The sequence below is a fragment of the Agrobacterium rubi TR3 = NBRC 13261 genome, assembly GCF_000739935.1.
Taxonomy (GTDB): domain Bacteria; phylum Pseudomonadota; class Alphaproteobacteria; order Rhizobiales; family Rhizobiaceae; genus Agrobacterium; species Agrobacterium rubi.
Genome location: NZ_BBJU01000007.1, coordinates 577,228 through 596,164, shown reverse-complemented (window position 1 = coordinate 596,164; position 18,937 = coordinate 577,228). Strand labels below are relative to the sequence as shown.

Genomic DNA, 18,937 nt, shown 5'->3' with positions numbered 1-18,937 from the left:
GAGCCGGATACAAAAATTGGGAGCTCTTTGATGAGATACAAACTTGGCCTAATCGCTGCAGCCTTGCTTTCGGCGACGTGCTTTGCACCTGCTGCTGCAAGCGCAAAGACATTCGTATATTGCTCGGAAGGTTCGCCGGAAGGTTTCGATCCGGGCCTCTACACCGCCGGCACCACATTCGATGCCTCGGCCCACACCGTTTACAGCCGTCTGCTGGAATTCGAACCCGGCACCACCAAGCCAGTCGCTGGCCTGGCCGAGAGCTGGGAAGTTTCGGAAAACGGCACCGTCTACACATTCAAGCTTCGCAAGGGCGTCAAGTTCCAGACCACGGAATTCTTCACGCCAACCCGTGAACTCAATGCAGACGACGTCGTCTTTTCCATCGAGCGCCAGATCAAGACCGACAATCCATGGCACCAGTATGTCACTGGCACGTCCTGGGAATATGCCGAAGGCATGGGCTTCCCCAAGCTGATCAAGTCTATCGAAAAAGTCGACGACATGACGGTCAAGTTTACCCTGAACCGCCCTGAAGCACCGTTCCTCGCCAACCTTGCCATGCCATTCGCTTCGATCATGTCGAAGGAATACACCGACAAGCTGGCCGCTGAAGGCAAGCAGGCACAGTTGAACCAGATGCCAGTCGGCACCGGTCCGTTCGCCTTCGTCGCCTACCAGCAGGATGCCGTCATCCGCTTCAAGGCCAACAAGGAATACTGGGGCGGCGCACCGAAGATCGACGATCTCGTTTTCGCCATCACCACAGATGCAGCCGTTCGTTTCCAGAAGCTCAAGGCTGGCGAATGCCACCTGATGCCTTACCCGAACGCTGCCGACGTCAAGTCGATGAAGGAAGACAAGACCCTGACGGTTCTGGAGCAGGAAGGCCTCAACGTTGCCTACCTCGCCTACAACACCACGCAGGCTCCTTTCGACAAGCCGGAAGTCCGCAAGGCGCTGAACAAGGCCATCAACAAGAAGGCCATCGTTGACGCCGTGTTCCAAGGCATGGCCACGCCTGCCAAGAACCCGCTGCCGCCAACCATGTGGTCTTACAACGATAAGGTTGAAGACGACACCTACGATCTGGAAGCAGCCAAGAAGATGCTGACAGACGCTGGCGTCAAGGACCTGTCGATGAAGGTCTGGGCGATGCCGGTTTCGCGTCCATACATGCTCAACGCCCGCCGCGCTGCCGAAGTCATCCAGGATGATTTCGCCAAGATCGGCGTCAAGGTAGAGATCGTGTCCTACGAATGGGCCGAATATCTCGACCGTTCGAAGGCAAAGGACCGTGACGGTGCCGTGTTCCTCGGCTGGACCGGCGACAATGGCGACCCGGACAACTTCCTCGACACGCTGCTCGGCTGCGATGCCGTTGGCGGCAACAACCGTGCTCAGTGGTGCGACAAGAACTTCGACGCTCTCGTGAAGAAGGCCAAGATCACCACCGATCAGGCAGAACGCACCAAGCTCTACGAAGAAGCTCAGGTCGTGTTCAAGAAGCAGGCACCTTGGGCCACCATCGACCACTCCCTGTCCGTCGTTCCGATGCGCAAGGAAGTCACTGGTTTCGTCCAGAGCCCGCTGGGTGACTTCACGTTCGAAAACGTCGATATCGCCGAGTAATATTCGACGCATCTGAAAATGCCGCGTGTCTTGTCTCAAGGCGCGCGGCACTTGCGTTCTGAAGCATCTCTAAACAACAAAGAAGCAGACCGAAAAGGTCGCTACTGCCAGCGCATAGGTTCCAGGCGGAACAGATCGAAGGTTTTTCATGATTGGCTTTCTCGTGCGGCGCATTGCCGTGCTCATCCCGACATTCATCGGGGTTTCTATCATCGCGTTCATGTTTATCCGGCTTTTGCCAGGCGACCCCGTCGCCCTGCTGTCGGGCGAACGTGTCATGTCACCGGAGCGCCATGCGCAGATCAGCGCAGCCCTCGGCATGGACCGACCCATGGTCATCCAGTATCTGGATTACCTGAAGGGCATTCTGTCAGGCGATTTCGGAACCTCCATCGTTTCCAAGTCACCGATTATCGACCAGTTCTTCGCGCTATTCCCAGCCACCGTCGAACTGTCGCTCTGTGCCATCATCCTCGCTATCGTCATCGGCGTTCCCGCCGGCGTGATTGCCGCCATCAAGCGTGGGTCGTTCTTCGATCAGACCATGATGGGCGTTTCGCTCGTCGGTTACTCCATGCCGATCTTCTGGTGGGGACCGCTGCTCATCATCCTGTTTGCGGGCATTCTGCAATGGACACCGGTGTCCGGGCGCATCTCCTTGATGTTCTACTTCCCGCCCGTCACCGGCTTCATGCTGATCGACTCGTTGCTGTCTGGCCAGAAGGGCGCGTTCTCCTCGGCTGTCAGCCACCTCATCCTGCCGTCCATCGTGCTGGCAACGATCCCGCTTGCCGTCATCGCCCGTCAGACCCGCTCGGCCATGCTGGAAGTTCTCTCAGACGATTACATCCGCACCGCCCGTGCCAAGGGCCTCTCGCCCTTCCGTGTGGTGGGGCTGCATGCGCTGCGCAATGCGCTGATCCCGGTCATCACGACGATCGGCCTTCAGATCGGCGTCATGCTGGCAGGCGCGATCCTGACCGAAACGATCTTCTCCTGGCCGGGTATCGGCAAGTGGATGGTCGATAGCGTCTTCCGCCGCGATTATCCCGTGATTCAAGGTGGCTTGTTGCTGATTGCCGGTATCATCATGTTCGTCAATCTGATTGTCGACGTGCTCTACGGCCTGATCAACCCGCGCATCCGCCACTAAGAGGTGAGTTATCCCATGGCTGAAACCACTCAGAGCCAGCCGGTCAGCAGCGCGGCGATGCGCCGCCAGATGCTGTCCGAATTCTGGCACTATTTCTCCGAAAACCGCGGCGCCGTCATCGGCCTTTACGTTTTCACCATCATTGTGTTCGTAGCGGTCTTCGCATCGTTCATCGCGCCGCATTCGCCGTTCCAGCAGTACCGCGATACCATCCTTTTGCCGCCGGCATGGCTGCAAGGCGGCAACTGGAGCTTCCCGCTCGGCACCGATCCGCTCGGTCGCGATATCCTGTCGCGCCTGATCCATGGTGCGCAATATTCGCTGTTCATCGGCGTCTTCGTGACCACCCTGTCGCTCTCCACCGGCATCATCATCGGCGTCATCGCCGGTTATTATCGCGGCTGGCTGGACACGGTCATCATGCGGTTGATGGACATCATCCTCGCCTTCCCATCGCTGTTGCTGGCACTGGTGCTCGTTGCCATTCTCGGCCCCGGCCTCACCAACGGCATGATTGCCATCGCGCTCGTTCTTCAGCCGCATTTCGTGCGCCTGACGCGCGCCGCCGTGATGACGGAAAAGGAACGCGATTATGTCACCGCCGCGCGTCTGGCCGGTGCCGGACCGCTGCGTCTGATGTTCAAGACCATTCTGCCCAACTGCATGGGTCCGCTCATCGTGCAGGCCACGCTGTCGTTTTCGAACGCCATTCTCGATGCAGCCGCCCTTGGCTTCCTCGGCATGGGTGCACAGCCGCCCGCGCCTGAATGGGGCACCATGCTTGCCGAAGCGCGCGAGTTCATTCTGCGCGCCTGGTGGGTCGTCACTTTCCCTGGCCTTGCCATCCTCATCACCGTTCTCGCCATCAATCTGGTGGGCGATGGTCTGCGGGATGCGCTTGACCCGAAACTGAAGAGGTCCTGACATGGCACTTCTGCAAGTCGATAATCTGACCGTCGAGTTCGAAACCGCCAGCGGCTGGTTTCGCGCCGTGGACGGCATTTCCGTCTCCGTCGAGAAAGGCGAGGTTCTCGCCATCGTCGGAGAATCCGGTTCCGGCAAATCGGTCTCAATGCTCGCCGTCATGGGCCTTCTGCCCTGGACAGCGAAGATCACTGCCGACCGCATGCTGTTTGAAGGCAAGGATATCCAGAACATCAGCGCGTCGGAACGGCGCAAGCTGATCGGCAAGGATATCGCCATGATCTTCCAGGAGCCGGTGGCCAGCCTCAACCCGTGCTTCACGGTGGGTTTCCAGCTCGAGGAAGTCCTGCGCATCCACATGGGCATGGACAAGAAGACACGCCACGCCCGCGCCATCGAGCTGTTCAAGCTCGTCGGCCTGCCCGACCCGGAAGAGCGCCTGAAGCACTTCCCGCACCAGATGTCCGGTGGCCAGTGCCAGCGCGTGATGATCGCCATTGCCATCGCCTGCAATCCGAAGCTCCTCATCGCCGACGAGCCGACGACGGCGCTCGACGTGACCATTCAGAAGCAAATCCTCGATCTCTTGATGAAGCTTCAGGCCGAAAACGGCATGGGTCTCATCATGATCACCCATGACATGGGTGTGGTGGCTGAAACGGCTGACCGCGTGGTGGTTCAGTACAAGGGCAAGAAGATGGAGGAAGCCGATGTGCTGTCCCTGTTCGAAAACCCCAAGAGCAACTACACCAAGGCGCTTCTGGCTGCCCTGCCCGAAAACGCGACGGGCGATCGTCTGACCACCGTGTCGCAGTTCTTCGACGGGACACCGGCGCCTGCTGCGGGAGAAACCGCATGACCGACAAGAACACCATGCTCGAAATCCGCAACATGAAGCGTGACTACCGCCTGCCCGGCGGCTTCATGAAACAGGACAAGATCATCCATGCCGTCAAAGGCGTGTCCTTTGCGCTGGAAACCGGCAAGACGTTGGCCATCGTCGGCGAAAGCGGCTGCGGCAAGTCCACGCTCGCCCGCATGCTGACCTTCATCGATGAGCCGACCTCCGGCGATCTTCTGATCGACGGCCAGAAGGTCGATACCCGTCCCGGCCATCTGACAGCCGAAATGCGCCAGAAGGTGCAGATCGTGTTCCAGAACCCCTATGGGTCGCTCAACCCGCGCCAAAAGATCGGTGACGTCTTGGGCGAACCGCTGCTCATCAACACCAAGATGTCCTCGGCAGAACGTCGCGAAAAGGCCAACGACATGCTGGTGCGAGTCGGTCTTGGGCCGGAACACTATAACCGCTACCCGCACATGTTCTCCGGCGGCCAGCGCCAGCGTATCGCCATTGCGCGTGCGCTGATGCTCAATCCGAAGCTCTTGGTGCTGGACGAACCGGTATCGGCGCTCGACCTTTCGGTGCAGGCGCAGGTGCTCAACCTGCTGTCCGACCTTCAGGACGAGTTCGGCCTGACCTACGTTTTCATCTCTCACGATCTGTCGGTGGTGAAGTACATCGCCGACGAAGTCATGGTGATGTACTTTGGCGAGGCAGTCGAATACGGCACCCGCGAAGAGGTCTTCGCCAACCCGCAACACAGCTACACACGCTCGCTGTTTGCCGCCACGCCAAAGTCCGACGTGGACTCCATCCGCGCCCGTGTCGCTGCGAAGAAACTGGCGAAAGCGAGTTGATATCGAAGAAAAAGCCCGGTTCTCCGGGCTTTTTTATGCCCGAGATAGGGTCGAGATTGCACTCATAAAAATCTGCAAAAAATATTCGATATTTTCTCCACGCGCCGCGAATCACCCGCACAATGCTTCCACTTCCGGCGTCTTCCTGTTTTCGCGAGACAGTAAGACGACGGGGGCTGATGAAGGATCGCAGACGTGCGGGCAGTCATCAGGAATACCATGTCAGGGTAAGACCGGTGGCACCCGATTTTTCTCGACACGAAAGACCCTTAACGGCTTTCGGACTGGGCGAGGCGAAACGGTTCACTGGACACTGCCTGTCACGCTCAGGCCGGATTATTCACGGTCCGGTCTGGGCAAGACATGGCTGCAAGAACGAAAGACCAGAGGCCACGCGGATGCGGACGCCCACAGACTAAACCATACCAGAGACATGTCCGCATCTGCGTGCGCTCTCCGGGTTGAACGACTGCCAAACCACGGACGCGACAGCGCCGCGTGAACGGCGAAGCTTGGCCAATGCCACCTATCCCGGCTTGCGCCCGGATACGGCATAGCGATGCTGAATGCCACGGGCCGCTGCCTTCAGCACGTTCCAGTTTTTTGCCTGCGTCCTGTGAATGGCGCGCAAATCCGTATCGACAACCACGTCTTCGAAACCGGCGTCCCGCAGCAGGGCTGCGACTGCTTCGGCGCGCGCACCTTTCGAGAAATAAACGCGGGAGAGAATGCTGTTATGTGTGCCGGCCATGTCCGCGGGCATATGGACAGGCTCTTCCTTCAGCAGACCGAGTTTAAGCAGTTTTGCAGCCAGACTCTTGAGCAGCTTTTCCACGACGCTGACATTGACGAAATCGCCATCGACGATCAACACCCGGCCACCCGGTTTCAACACCCGCAACCACTCCAGAAACGCCGCCTTCGGATCGACCAGCGTCCAGACGAGATGGCGGTTGATGATGACGTCGTGGGTGGCGTCCGGCTCCATGGTGTTTTCGGCGTCGCCCATGCGGAATGTGATCGCGCGTTTGCGGCTTTTGGCTTTCGCCTTGGCGCGCTCCAGCATCGGCTCGGCCCAATCCAGACCCGTGACGCGGTAGCCTAGATCATCCATCAAATGCGAGATGACGCCAGTGCCTGAGGCTAGGTCCAGCGCGGTTTTGCCCTCGCCGCGCCCGAGGTGTTTTTCCACCAGGCGATGCCAGGCTGCACGCTCTTCTTCCGAGAAGATTTCATGACCCGGCGACAGGTCGAAGGTGGCGGCACGGGCCGACCAGTAGGCCTTGATCTCATCGCGAAGACCAAAATTGTTCCCGTAATTGTTTGCACTATCCATGACGTCCAACCTTCACGACTGCCAGTTTCGAAATGGTCTAAAAGATAAAACTTGACTAACGCAATCATAAAACCATAAAGCGCGGACAGTTTTACTGGAGAACAATTTCGATGCGCATTACAGGCAAATCCGCCGTTCTTGCAATGGGTCTTTTCGTTTCTACCGTACTGCCCGCATTTGCCGACAAAGTGACGATCAAGGATGTGACCGGGCGCGATGTCGAGGTGAACGTTCCCGTAAAGCACGTCATTCTGGGCGAAGGTCGTCAGATTTACTTCCTCGCCGCGCTCGATAAAAACAACCCCTTCGAACACGTCGTCGGCTGGCGCGACGATCTGGCCAAGGCAGACCCGGAAACCTATGAGGCTTATCTGGCGAAATATCCTGAGGTCGCCAAGCTTCCAACCTTCGGCGGCATGAAGGATGGCACTTTCGATGTCGAACAGGCCGTTGCCCTGAAGCCCGACGTCATCATCATGAACATCGATGCCAAGACCGCGACCGAAGAGGCCGGTTACATCGAAAAACTCGGCAAGGTCGGCATTCCCTTGGTTTATGTCGACTTCCGTGAAAAGCCGATGGAAAATACCGAGCCGAGCATGCGCGTTATGGGCAAGCTGATGGGCCGTGAAGACATTGCCGAAGACTTCATCACGTTCCGCTCCGACAGCATCAAGCGCGTGACCGACGTTCTTGAGAAGGAAAAGCCCAAGCGCCCGGTCGTTTTCGTTGAGCGCGCCGGTGGTTACTCCGACGATTGCTGCATGTCCTTTGGCAACGAGAATTTCGGCAAGATGGTCGAGATTGCTGGCGGCATCAACATGGCCAAGGACATCATTCCCGGCACCTTTGGCACGGTGAACCCTGAGCAGGTCATCGCCTCCAACCCCGACCAGATCATCATCACCGGTGGCAAGTGGGACGCATACGTTCCTGGCGGCAAGTGGGTGGGCGTTGGTTACGGCGCAGACCTGAAGGAAGCCCGTCGTAAGCTGGAAGACCTGACCAAGCGCCCGGCCTTCACCGGCGTCAAGGCTGTCGAAGACGGCAATGTCCACGCCATCTGGCACCAGTTCTACAACAATCCGTACCAGTTCGTGGCCATTCAGGAAATTGCCAAGTGGCTGCACCCGGAGCTGTTCAAGGACCTAGACCCGGAAGCAACCTTCAAAGAATTGCACGCCCGCTTCCTGCCGCTCGATTACAAACCTGGCTACTTCGTGTCGCTCAAGGACGACAAGTAAGACGAAACGGCGCAGGGGGAGCGCTGATCGGACATAGGGCGGAGCCGCAATCGCGGCTTCGCCACAATGCATTTAAGACCGAAAGGATTGCCCATGCCGTTCAGGAATTTCAAGCGGATCGCCGCCCTCATCCTCGCGTTGATTGCCACGCCAGCACTTTCAGCCGAAATCATCGATTCCGCCGGTCGCAAGGTTGAGATCGACAGCCCCGCGAAACGCGTCATCGTCGGCGAGGCACGTCAGGTGCATGTGATTGCCGCGCTGAAGGGCGACAAGACCTTCGACACCATCGTCGGCTGGCGTGATGATCTGATCAAGAAAGACCCTGATAGCTACGCGGCCTATGTGGAACGCTTTCCACAGATCGCAAAACTACCGCTGTTCGGCTATTTGCCGCAGGGCGAGTTCAGCCTCGAACAGGCCATCTCGCTTTCCCCCGATGTGATCACGCTCAATCTGGAGGTGGAAAAAACTGCCAAGGAAAGCGGGTTCGAGGAAAAGGCCGCAGCAGCCGGCATCAAGGTCGTCTATCTCGACTTCCGTCTCGACCCGGAAAAAAACAGCGAAAATTCCATTCGCATTCTCGGCACGATTTTCGGGGCCGAGCAACGTGCCGAAGAGTTCATCGCCTATCGCCGCGCACAGATCGCGCTGGTGACGGACAAACTGGCGTCTGTGAAAGATTTGAAGCGCCCGGGCGTTTTCATCGAGCGCGCGCCAGGCATCTCAGGCGAAGACGCCTGCTGCCGCACCTTCGGTCCTGTCAATTTCGGCACCATGGTCGAACAGGCGGGTGGGCACAACATTGCAGCGGACGTGATCAAGACCACCTTCGGTGATCTCAACCCCGAGCAGCTGCTGGTGTCCAACCCGGACCATGTCATCGTGACCGGCTCCAATTGGGCAGCCGAATCCGACATCAACCAGTTCGTGCCCGTTGGTCGTGGTGCAGATATGGCTCTGTCACGGCAGCGTCTGGCCAAACTGATGACGCGCACGCCGTTTCCTGAACTGGATGCGGTGAAGAAGGGCAATGTCCACGCCGTCTGGCACCAGTTCTATGGCGCGCCTTACGAGTTCTTCCCCATCCAGCAATTTGCAAAATGGTTTCACCCGGACCTGTTTGCCGATTTGAACCCGGAAAAGAATTTCGAAGAGTTTCACCAGAAATTCCTGCCGGTGACCTATAAGCCGGGATATTTCGTTTCACTTGAAAAAGGCTCGAACTAAATGGCACCCATCGTGGAAACACAGGTCGAGACGACGGGGCGCGATCAATATCGCGCCCTGGCCGGTCGCCGTATCCTGATCCTGATCGGCCTCGTCGTGGCGCTGTGTCTCAGCGTCGCAACCGATATGGCGCTGGGCCCGGCGCGTTATTCGCTGTCGGAAGTCATCGGCGCGATCTTCGATCCGGCCGCCGTCGCCAACCAATTGCGCGTCGTCATATGGGACATCCGCATGCCGATTGCGCTGATGGCCGTCACCGTCGGTGCCTCGCTCTCGGTAGCGGGTGCGCAGATGCAGACCATTCTGTCCAACCCGCTGGCCAGCCCGTTTACGCTCGGCATTTCGGCAGCGGCGAGTTTCGGCGCGGCTCTAGCGCTGGTCGGCGGCGTGGCGATTTTTCCCGGTGCCGTGGAATATATGATCCCCATCAATGCCTTCCTGATGGCGATGCTGGCGGCCATGTTCATTCACTTTGCTTCCACCATGCGCGGCGTCTCGGTAGAGACGATCGTGCTTTTGGGCATCGCGCTGGTCTTCACCTTCAACGCCGCTCTGTCCCTGCTGGAATATCTGGCCTCGGAACAGGCGCTGGCCGCCGTCGTGTTCTGGACCATGGGCAGCCTGACCAAGGCGACATGGGCGAAGGTCTATGTGACCGGCGCCATTCTGGTGTTGACCGTGCCGCTGTTCATGAAAAACGCCTGGGCGTTGACCGCGTTGCGTCTGGGTGACGATAAGGCCGCGAGCATGGGTGTCAATGTACGCCGCCTGCGTTTGCAGACCATGCTGACGGTCAGCCTTCTGGCCGCCATTCCGGTCTCCTTCGTCGGAACCATCGGCTTCGTCGGCCTCGTCGGTCCGCACATCGCCCGCATGGTGGTGGGCGAAGACCAGCGCTTCTTCCTGCCGGGATCGGTGATCTGCGGTGCGTTGCTGCTGTCGGTCACCTCCGTCGTCAGCAAGATGCTGATCCCCGGCGCTATCTTGCCCATCGGGGTCATCACCGCACTGGTCGGCGTACCCTTCTTCTTCGTTCTCATCTTCTCCAACAGGAGACGCGCATGGTAGCCCTCGCCCTTCAGGATGTCGGCGCCAAATACGGGCGCACGACGGTTCTTTCCCATGTCACGATGGATATGTTGGAAGCCGGAAGCGTAACCGCTGTCATCGGTCCCAATGCTGCGGGAAAATCCACGCTGTTCAAGCGCATCGCAGGCCTCATCAAAGGCCCCGGCGTCGTGACGCTTTCGCAGACCGAACAGGGTCCGCGCACCATTTGCTACATGCCGCAGGACACCGGCGCGAATGCGGTTCTCACCGTCTACGAATCCATTCTTCTGTCTGCCAAACAGGGCAGCAGCTGGAAAGTGCATGACGATGAACTGGCCGAGATCGATGCCATTCTGAAAGCCCTCAACATCCATGATTTGGCGTTTCGAGGCCTCGGCGAGTTGTCGGGCGGTCAACGGCAATTGGTTTCGCTGGCGCAGGCGCTGGTCCGCAAGCCGGAAGTGCTGTTGATGGACGAACCAACCTCGGCGCTGGATCTTCACCGCCAGGTCGAAGTCCTCGACTTCGTCACCCGCCTTGCCCGTAAAAACGGCATGATCATTTTGATCGCTTTGCACGACCTGAACCACGCGCTTCGCTACTGCGAACACACCATCGTCATTGCGGATGGCGCCATGGCGGTGAGCGGCCAGACGGCGGACGTGATCACGCCGGAGATGCTACGAACGATCTACAAGGTGGATGCCCGCATCGAGACGTGTTCGCGCGGGCAGCCGTTTATTTTGGTGGATGGCACGGCTTGAGATTGGTGGCGGAGCGCGTGGCTACCCCCCCTGCCCTGCCGGGCATCTTCCCACAGGTGGCGAGAATGGCTGTGCCCGAACTCCGCTTTCATTTGCAGCGGAGTGGCTTAGCGAGAGTAACGATATAGAGCAAACGGTAGCAGCCCTCGCCCTGAGGTGCCCTGCAAGGGCCTCGAAGGGCGAGGGTTGCGGGATGAGACGGTAGAGTATGTGGCGGATGCTTCGAGGGCGCTGCGCGCCACCTCAGCATGAGGACGCAGGGTGTGGCAGCCGTGCAGCCCTGCCTGCCGCAAAACGCCGTAAAACATTGACTTCCTTACTCCACAAAAACCCGCACGCTCGACGCCCGTCCATCCGCATCGATCACCGTCAGCGTCGAAAAACCCTGACCTTCCGGCAGCCATTCGCTGCTGCGGCGGCGGGAGGGTTCTGGCAGTGGCTTACCGTTGGCGAGCCAGTGAAACGGTGCGCGACCGCCTTGCAACTTTAACACCAGTGGCGACAGATCACCGCTCTGGCTGGTGAGTTCGATGCGCGCACCTTCGGGGGGATAGACGATCTGTGGTGATGCTTCGCGATGATTGGTCGACAACAGGCCTGCGCTGGTGACGCTGAAACGGCGCTGGTTTGCGGGCAAATCCTTATAGGCAAGCCGGGAGACGCCGGAGGGTGCTGCGGGGAATGGGGTGATGGCGACGCCGGATTTGGTGAAGGCTTCGAACAATATCGGCGCGGCAGAGACGTAGCCGGCGAGACCCGGAACCGAGCCGTTATCGGCACGGCCTGCCCAGACGCCGATGACGTAACGGCCATCGTAGCCTACCGACCACGCATCGCGATAACCATAGCTGGTGCCGGTCTTGTAGGCGATGCCGCGCTGTTTCATGCCAAGCGGCGGAAGCACGCCGGAAAGGACATCGCTGATGTTCCAGATCGCAGCCTTGGACAACAGCGGGTCTACCTCCAGCACCTGCGGCTTGGCGCGCACGCCATCGCCCAGCTGCACCGGCTGACCGCCATTGGCAAGTGCTGCGTAAAGCTGGACGAGATCGACGAGCGACAGGCCAGCGCCGCCCAGCGCAATGGCGAGCCCCGGTGCTTCGGCTTTGGGCAGCACCATCTGGACAGAGGCGCGGCGGAAGCGGACCATCAGCGCAGCAGGGCTGACGGCATCCAGCAGGCGCACGGCAGGGACGTTGAGCGAGAGTTGAAGGGCCTGGCGGATACTGACATCGCCCTGATACTGCATGTCGAAATTGCGCGGCCGGTAACCGGAAAAATCCGCCGGGCGGTCTTCGATGATGGTTTCCTGCGCAACGAGGCCGTTTTCGAAGGCAAGGCCATAGATGAAGGGTTTGAGCGTCGAGCCGGGGGAGCGCACCGCGCGGGACATTTCCACCCAGCCGCGGCGGTCATTGTCGAGAAAATCCGACGAGCCGACGTCTGCGATGATGTCCCCGGTGGTGCTATCGGCCATGACGATGGCGACAGAGACCTTGTCGCCCAGCTTTTCAGCGGAGCGCTGCGCCAGGGCTTCAAGTTCCCTTTGAATGGGCAGGCGCAGCGTGGACGCTATCGTAACGGATTGCGGGAAGCGAGCGCGGGCGGCTTCAGCCAAATGCGGGGCATAGGATGGCAGATCGAGCCGTTTTGCTGGGATGGAAGCGACAGCGGCGCGGGCCGCTTCGCCCTCCCCGACCACTTGAGAGACGGCGAGACGTTGCAGCACGCGTTCGCGCGCAAGCTTTGCGGCCTCGGGAAAGCGATCCGGGCGGCGTTTTTCCGGCAGCTGCGGAAGCGATACCAGCAGGGCGGCTTCGGCGGTTTCCAGGCGTTTCGGCTCCTTGCCGAACCATGCCAGACTGGCGGCGCTGATACCTTCCAAATTGCCGCCATAGGGCGCGATGTTGAGATAGAGGTCAATGATCTGCTGTTTGGTCAGCCGACGCTCGATCTGCCATGCCCGCGCCATCTGGAGAAATTTGGCACTGAAGGAACGATCCCCGCGGGGCTCGATCAAACGCGCCACTTGCATGGACAGCGTGGAGGCGCCCGAGACGATGCGGCCGTTGGTCAGCAATTGCCAGGCGGCGCGGCCCAAGGCCGTAAAATCGACGCCGCCGTGATCGAAGAAGCGTTGATCCTCATAGGCGACCAGCATGCGAATGAATTGCGGATCGACATCCACAGCCGACGTTTGCAGACGCCAGCGTCCGTCCGGCGTTGCGAAGGCACGCAGCAGCTTGCCATCGGCATCCAGCACTTCCTGCGAGACGATGCGGGCATTTTGCAGCGGTGGCGGAAAGGCGCGGTCCAGACGGTCAAGGCCATAGACGGCAGCACCGGTCAGCACTGCCGAAACGACGAAACCACTGACAAACGCCCGCCACCTGATCATTGCTGCGCTGCGCGGACCTCCATGCGCCCGGTTGCGGTGCGGGCTGAGAATTGTGGCCGGTACATATCTTCCACCGATGCTGCCGGATTATCATAGACACCGGGCGTGACGGCGCGCACGACATAGGCAAGCGTCATCTCGGAACGATCGCCAGACGCACGGTCGAAGGCCGCGACGAAACGGTCGTAGCGGAATTCGGTGTGCGCGGCTTCGGTTTCCGGCAGCCAATCGAAATTGGAGAGTGCTGCGCTGTTGACGAGGCTTGGATTGTCGATCTCGAAGCCGGAAGGCAGGAGATCCGTGACCATGATGCGCGATTGCCAATCGTTCTTCGGGATAACAGTGAGGACGACGACATAGCGTTCGTTCTGGGTCGCTTCGCTGATATTCACCTCTTCGCCATCCATCGAATAATAGGTCTTCTGGATGTCGAAGCTTTCGCCGCCCGCCGGCAACGGCTGGGCGGGTGGAGCCACGGTGGTGACAACAGCCGTTACTGTGTCTTTCGAGGCATTGGTGATCTTGATGGGCGATTGCAGCAGCTCATCACCGCTGATGCTCTTGCTGTAGCCGCCCTGTTCCAGCGTGCCATTGATATCGAGCTTGACGTCCTTGTCTTCGCCCTTCAATGCGCGGGCGGCAAGCAGCATCCAGGCCTGTTCCTGCGTGCTGGTATAGGGCTTGGCATCCCAGGCCTTGGCCACCGCACTGGCCAGTTGCGGAACGACCGCGGGCACTGGACGACTTTCGGCGGCAAGTGCCAGTGAAGCCGCACCATCGCGCAGGACGGAACCGTAATCTGCCCGCGAGAGGCTGACCTTGGTGTTGGACGCCGCCATGCTGAGCGAGGCGCCGAAGACGGATTTCGCCCGCGCCGCATCGCCATAGAGCGACAGGGCCGAGGCCAGTTGCGCCTTGGCAAGCGGCGTCGGGAAATCCTTTAGAGCCGTATCGGCATAATAGCGCAAATCGTTGACGGCAGCCTTGCGATTGCGGGCGAGAACATAGAGCGAGTAGGCGATCTCGTTGCCGCGATCCCTAACGTTATTGTCATAGGCCAGACCGTTTTGCAGGTTGGTGAGCGCCTGCACCATGGCCGCTTCGGGCACATCGAAGGATTGCTCGCGCGCACGCGTCAGGAAGTCGGTGATATAGGCATCCAGCCACAGATCGCCCTCGCCCGGACCCCAGAGGCCGAAGCCACCGGAGGAGGACTGGAAGGACAGAACGCGGTAGATCGCATCCTGCACGCGCTTGCGGATATCGGGATCGTCGGCACCGCCGCGCTGCTTCATCAGTTCGGACACATACAGCAACGGCAAGGCGCGGCTGGTGGTCTGCTCGGCGCAGCCATAGGGGTATTTGTCCAGCATCATCACCAGACCCGGCACATCGAAGGCGGGCGAGCGGGTGACATTGACGGCAACAGAGGAGCCGAGCAGCATGCTCTCGGCCAGAAGATTGCCATCCACCGTGAGGCTGCTGTTGGGCGCGATTTGAATGTTTCGTCGCGTGGTAACCGGCAGCATGGCGGGGCGAACCGGAATGTTCAGCACTTGTTGCAGCGACAGACCGCTGGCGTTGGCGAGCGTGATGGTGATCGCGCCATCACCGGGATTTTCACCTGTCAGCGGCACGGTCAGCGATGTCTTGCCGCCCTTTTGCAAGGCGAGCGTTTGCGAGACTTCGCCCTGATCGACGGTGAGGGCCATGTTACTGGCGATGCCTAGCGTGTAATCGCCCGCCTCGCCATCGGTATTGGCAATATCGATGCGCATCTGCGAGGCATCACCGGGGCTCAGGAATTTCGGCGCACTGGCGGTAATGACGACGGGATCGCGGATAACCACGTCAGAGACAGCATGGCCGACACCGGTTTTTGTCCAGGCGACGGCCATGACGCGGGCGGTGCCGTTGAACTGTGGGATGTCAAAGCGGATCGTGGCCTTGCCCTGCGCATCAAGCTCAACGGGACCCGCGAAGAACGCCACCAGCTTTTCCTTGGGCGGGCTGCCCTGCAGCGCCACCTGCCCGCCGTCACCGCCGGTTCTGAGACGCCCGGTGGCACCGAGCGAACCATCGATCAGACGACCATAGAGATCGCGGATTTCCAGACCCAGACGCCGCTGGCCGAAATACCATTCATCCGGCTTTGGCGGTTCATAACGGGTGAGGTTGAGAATGCCCACATCGACTGCGGCGACCGTAACATAGGCCTTATCGCCCGCACCGGCACCGGACACCTGAACGGGGATCTCCAGCGGCTGGCGTGGCAGTGTCTGCTTTGGCAAGGTGAGCGCGATGCCGAGCCTGCGTTCACCCGGATCGACCGCCAGCCATTTGATGCCGATGGCGCGCATGGGCATGCGGCTTTCCTGCGCATCACCGGGACGGAACAGGGTGGCGGTGACGTAGGAACCGGCGCCCCAGTCTTTCGTGACGGGAATCTCGACCTCGCCGCCGTTCTCACCGATCTCGACATTCTGAACGGCGATCAGCTTTTCAGAGCCGGATGTGACCATCAGCTGGCCTGCATAGCGTGACGTAACCTGCAATTTGGCGGTCTCGCCGATCTTGTAGCTTTGCTTGTCGAGCGCGATTTCCAGCGCATCGGGTGTTTCGGTTGAACTTGCCGACACGTACCAGCCGGCATCGAATTCGACGCTGGAGGTGGGGCCGTTGTTTTCCGCGGACTCGACTTCGAGGCGATAGCGACCCCACGAGGCGGGTACGGAAATCTCGCCGCCATTGGCATCGATATCAAGCGTGCCCGTCTGCACCTGCTTGGTGTAGACGACGGGCTCATAGCGCCATGCATTGCCCTGGCGATACCATTGATAGTTCCGCTCGACCTTGATGAGCTTCCAGGTGAGGCCGTTCATAGCCTGTTTGCTGCCATCAGGGCCAAGGCTGATGACGTGGAAACGACCGATGGAATTTTCAGCCAGATCGCCGGAGAATTCCGGCTTGATGCCGATCATGGCGCTATCGGATTTGACCGGCATGGTCAGCGCCCGCTCGACCGCACGGCCACCGGCTTCCTTCATGCGGACGGTGATGTTGGCGGAGAGATACTGCGTGGTGGAGGGCATATCGGCCAGCGCCACCTTGAAGGTTGCCTTGCCGTTTTCATCCAGAGCCGGAAGGTCGGAGAGCGTCGTGCGGCTTTCCTCTTCCGTTTCCTCATCGGCAAGGCCGAACATATAGCCTTCAAAGCCCGGATGGATGCGGGTGGGCTTGAGCGCGATTTCGCCTTCGAGTGTCAACCCGGCGGCGGGTGCGCCATAGAGATAACGGCCATCAACATCAATGGCGTTGTCTGCGGCTGGATCGATTTCCTTGGCCTTGCTGGTCAGATCGAATTCGGTACGATCAGGCACAAAGTCATCGACAAGGAAGGATTTCTGGCTGATCGCTGCCGTCTTCGGGTCCGTATGGATGGCCAAGGTCCAGGTGCCGCGCATGGCATTTTCCTGCAAGGCCAGATCGACAGCGTAACCTCCCAGCGACTTGCCATCGCTGACGAAGCGGCGATCTTCCACGCCATCGGGCCGCGAAAAGATGAAGGTGAGCGGCAGGTTCTCCACCGCATTGCCTTCGATATCGCGGGCGAGCGCCGCCGCATGCACGGTTTCACCGGCACGGTAGATGCCGCGTTCCGTCCAGCTGAAGACATCGATGGCACCGGGGGCGGCACGACCTGTGACGCCCCGGTCGGACAGATCGAAGCCTGCGCGGGTCATATCGAGAAAGACATAATCCTTGTCACCATTGCGCGCCGTGATGATGGCAGGAGCCTGACCGGCAGTGCCACGCATGAGGCCTGCCGAAAACACTGCACGGCCCTGATCGTCCGTCGTGGCGGTGCCGAGCACCTCATTGTTCTTGGCGAGAAGCTGGAGCGCCACACCCTCCAGCGGCTTTGCGGTGCTGAGCGCGCGAACGAAGACATTCAGCCCGTCCGTCCCGGCATAGGTGGTGATGCCAGTATCGGAGACCAGGAACCATTGCGTGGCGCGCGAATCCCAGCTTTCCGGCGCGGTGCCGGGCGGAACGGCGGTCAGCACATAGATGCCGGGCTTGCGCTGCGGCAGCGCCTCATCCACCGGGAAGCTCGTGACGACATCCTTGTTCAGCTCGTTCTGGATATCGATGCCGCCCTGCCAGACGAGTTCTCCGATCTCGTTTTCGATGCGCTCTGCGCCATAGCCATCCATTTGCGTCAGGAACTGCGAGTTGGAAAGCAGCGTGGTGATGCTGCGGTCGCCCACGCGATAAAGCTTGAGGTCGGCGTGATCGATATTGACGGAGACGAGCGGAATGCCTCGGCGGGCGGTGCCCGGCAGAACGAAATTCTCGCCGGTAAAGCGCACAGAGCCGGACCGGTCGCGCACGTATATGTCAAGATCGACCTGCTTTTCCAGCGGCTCTTCAACAGAAGACGGCAGACCGGCGCGAAGCGCGATCTTGTAGCGCTGGCCGTGGGTGAGGCCTTCCACGCAAATCTCGCTACCCTTGGCTTCGATGGCCTTTGGAGCAGCACCATCCAGCGTGACGAAGGAGGAGTAATCCACACCGTTCTTCACCAGCGGTTCTGAAAACTGGATGCAGGCACGTGGGCTGACGCTATCGGTATCAACAGTGTTGTTGATGACGCGGAAGCCCTGGCGCGTCTTGAGATCGGCGTAGGTAGCACGGGTTTGCGGATCGTTCGACAGCGCAAGGCTTGCCTTGTAGCTGTTGAGCGCTGCCCGATAATTCCGGGTCTTTTCAAACCCAACCGCCAGCGCATCGAGCGCGGCTGTGCGGGTCGATATCGTGCGGCTCAGCGAATAGGCGTTGAGCGCAGCCTCGACGGCCTGGCCCGCCATCTGGTAATTGTCCTTGATATTCGCTGCAGCATGCGCAAGTTCAGTCCAGACCGCACCGTCGTTTGGGTTCAGCCCCAGCGCGACCTTGAACCCACCCGATGCCTGAACAAAATCGCCGCTGCCGGATTGCTGTCTGGCCAGGGAAAGTACGCTGTCCAGTTGCTGCCCGTTCGCGTCGGTGGACAGGCTGGCCTTCAAACGTCTGGCCTCCTGGTAAAGACTGTCGTCCACAAAGGCGAGTTTCTGCGGAGCGCCGATATCCGGCTCGCTCGAGACGTCCACGACCTTGCCCGCAACGGCGCCGGGGAAGGCGTTGAGCTGGTTGAAATCCGATTTCAGGAAGCACCATTGCACCTTGGGATTATAGGTGAAGGCCTTGCAGGCCTTATCGTTGATGCAGATGGTTTCGCATTGCGGCTGGGATACGTTCTGTTCGGTGCGAAGATCGAAGCCAAAATAATCGCCATTTTGCGTTGTGACGACCTTGCGCGTCGTTTCCTGCGCAAGAACGGGCTGGACGGCCAGCGCCGCGACAACGAACAACAGGCTCTTCAAAACAGCACGCATGGACATCAGTCCCTCCCCGGTACGCATGACCGAGGCGACTGTGCTCGCACTTGACGGCAAATGTCAA

The 18,937-nt window shown here is 59.7% G+C and carries 12 protein-coding genes; 9 read left to right on the top strand and 3 right to left on the bottom strand.

Annotated elements, in window-relative coordinates; genetic code table 11:
* Positions 1-30: 30 nt before the first annotated feature.
* The 5 genes from RRU01S_RS07195 to RRU01S_RS07175 all read left to right on the top strand — a co-directional run bounded on the left by RRU01S_RS07195 (position 31) and on the right by RRU01S_RS07175 (position 5,410).
* Positions 31-1,632, top strand: coding sequence for an ABC transporter substrate-binding protein (locus RRU01S_RS07195; RefSeq protein ID WP_045229517.1), 1,602 nt, complete (start codon positions 31-33; stop codon positions 1,630-1,632).
* Positions 1,633-1,780: 148 nt separating this feature from the next.
* On the top strand, positions 1,781-2,785 hold the full coding sequence (locus RRU01S_RS07190; RefSeq protein WP_042616543.1) for an ABC transporter permease subunit: 1,005 nt from the start codon (positions 1,781-1,783) through the stop codon (positions 2,783-2,785).
* Between the two features lie 15 nt (positions 2,786-2,800).
* Positions 2,801-3,709, top strand: coding sequence for an ABC transporter permease subunit (locus RRU01S_RS07185; RefSeq protein WP_045229516.1), 909 nt, complete (start codon positions 2,801-2,803; stop codon positions 3,707-3,709).
* Between the two features lies 1 nt (position 3,710).
* Positions 3,711-4,568, top strand: coding sequence for an ABC transporter ATP-binding protein (locus tag RRU01S_RS07180; RefSeq protein ID WP_081880012.1), 858 nt, complete (start codon positions 3,711-3,713; stop codon positions 4,566-4,568).
* Complete coding sequence (locus RRU01S_RS07175; RefSeq protein ID WP_045229515.1) at positions 4,565-5,410, top strand: dipeptide ABC transporter ATP-binding protein; 846 nt, start codon at positions 4,565-4,567, stop codon at positions 5,408-5,410. The genes RRU01S_RS07180 and RRU01S_RS07175 overlap by 4 nt, the downstream gene beginning before the upstream one ends.
* Before the next feature lie 526 nt (positions 5,411-5,936).
* Here the strand turns inward: RRU01S_RS07175 and RRU01S_RS07170 are convergent.
* On the bottom strand, positions 5,937-6,746 hold the full coding sequence (locus tag RRU01S_RS07170; RefSeq protein ID WP_045229514.1) for a class I SAM-dependent methyltransferase: 810 nt from the start codon (positions 6,744-6,746) through the stop codon (positions 5,937-5,939).
* Between the two features lie 110 nt (positions 6,747-6,856).
* Between RRU01S_RS07170 and RRU01S_RS07165 the strand changes: the two genes are divergently transcribed.
* The 4 genes from RRU01S_RS07165 to RRU01S_RS07150 all read left to right on the top strand — a co-directional run bounded on the left by RRU01S_RS07165 (position 6,857) and on the right by RRU01S_RS07150 (position 11,034).
* Positions 6,857-7,990: an ABC transporter substrate-binding protein gene (locus RRU01S_RS07165; RefSeq protein ID WP_045229513.1), complete on the top strand. Its 1,134-nt coding sequence runs from the start codon at positions 6,857-6,859 to the stop codon at positions 7,988-7,990.
* Between the two features lie 93 nt (positions 7,991-8,083).
* Positions 8,084-9,220 carry an ABC transporter substrate-binding protein gene (locus tag RRU01S_RS07160; RefSeq protein WP_045229512.1) on the top strand — a complete coding sequence of 379 codons (1,137 nt, stop codon included), beginning with the start codon at positions 8,084-8,086 and terminating at the stop codon, positions 9,218-9,220.
* A complete protein-coding gene (locus RRU01S_RS07155; protein WP_045229511.1) occupies positions 9,221-10,288 on the top strand; it encodes a FecCD family ABC transporter permease in 1,068 nt (355 codons plus the stop codon).
* Positions 10,282-11,034: an ABC transporter ATP-binding protein gene (locus tag RRU01S_RS07150; RefSeq protein WP_045229510.1), complete on the top strand. Its 753-nt coding sequence runs from the start codon at positions 10,282-10,284 to the stop codon at positions 11,032-11,034. The genes RRU01S_RS07155 and RRU01S_RS07150 overlap by 7 nt, the downstream gene beginning before the upstream one ends.
* Positions 11,035-11,350: 316 nt before the next feature.
* Here the strand turns inward: RRU01S_RS07150 and pbpC are convergent, their stop codons facing one another.
* Positions 11,351-13,432, bottom strand: coding sequence for a penicillin-binding protein 1C (gene pbpC, locus RRU01S_RS07145; protein ID WP_045229509.1), 2,082 nt, complete (start codon positions 13,430-13,432; stop codon positions 11,351-11,353).
* On the bottom strand, positions 13,429-18,876 hold the full coding sequence (locus RRU01S_RS07140; RefSeq protein ID WP_045229674.1) for an alpha-2-macroglobulin family protein: 5,448 nt from the start codon (positions 18,874-18,876) through the stop codon (positions 13,429-13,431). Before RRU01S_RS07140 ends, pbpC begins: the two co-directional genes overlap by 4 nt.
* Between the last annotated feature and the right edge of the window lie 61 nt (positions 18,877-18,937).

Bases quoted from the DNA above. Each gene is read 5' to 3' on its own strand.
- RRU01S_RS07170 (WP_045229514.1), bottom strand. From the start codon at position 6,746: ATGGATAGTGCAAACAATTACGGGAACAATTTTGGTCTTCGCGATGAG.
- RRU01S_RS07150 (WP_045229510.1), top strand. From the start codon at position 10,282: ATGGTAGCCCTCGCCCTTCAGGATGTCGGCGCCAAATACGGGCGCACG.
- RRU01S_RS07165 (WP_045229513.1), top strand. From the start codon at position 6,857: ATGCGCATTACAGGCAAATCCGCCGTTCTTGCAATGGGTCTTTTCGTT.
- RRU01S_RS07160 (WP_045229512.1), top strand. From the start codon at position 8,084: ATGCCGTTCAGGAATTTCAAGCGGATCGCCGCCCTCATCCTCGCGTTG.
- RRU01S_RS07190 (WP_042616543.1), top strand. From the start codon at position 1,781: ATGATTGGCTTTCTCGTGCGGCGCATTGCCGTGCTCATCCCGACATTC.
- RRU01S_RS07185 (WP_045229516.1), top strand. From the start codon at position 2,801: ATGGCTGAAACCACTCAGAGCCAGCCGGTCAGCAGCGCGGCGATGCGC.
- RRU01S_RS07140 (WP_045229674.1), bottom strand. From the start codon at position 18,876: ATGTCCATGCGTGCTGTTTTGAAGAGCCTGTTGTTCGTTGTCGCGGCG.
- RRU01S_RS07180 (WP_081880012.1), top strand. From the start codon at position 3,711: ATGGCACTTCTGCAAGTCGATAATCTGACCGTCGAGTTCGAAACCGCC.
- RRU01S_RS07175 (WP_045229515.1), top strand. From the start codon at position 4,565: ATGACCGACAAGAACACCATGCTCGAAATCCGCAACATGAAGCGTGAC.
- RRU01S_RS07155 (WP_045229511.1), top strand. From the start codon at position 9,221: ATGGCACCCATCGTGGAAACACAGGTCGAGACGACGGGGCGCGATCAA.
- RRU01S_RS07195 (WP_045229517.1), top strand. From the start codon at position 31: ATGAGATACAAACTTGGCCTAATCGCTGCAGCCTTGCTTTCGGCGACG.
- pbpC (WP_045229509.1), bottom strand. From the start codon at position 13,432: ATGATCAGGTGGCGGGCGTTTGTCAGTGGTTTCGTCGTTTCGGCAGTG.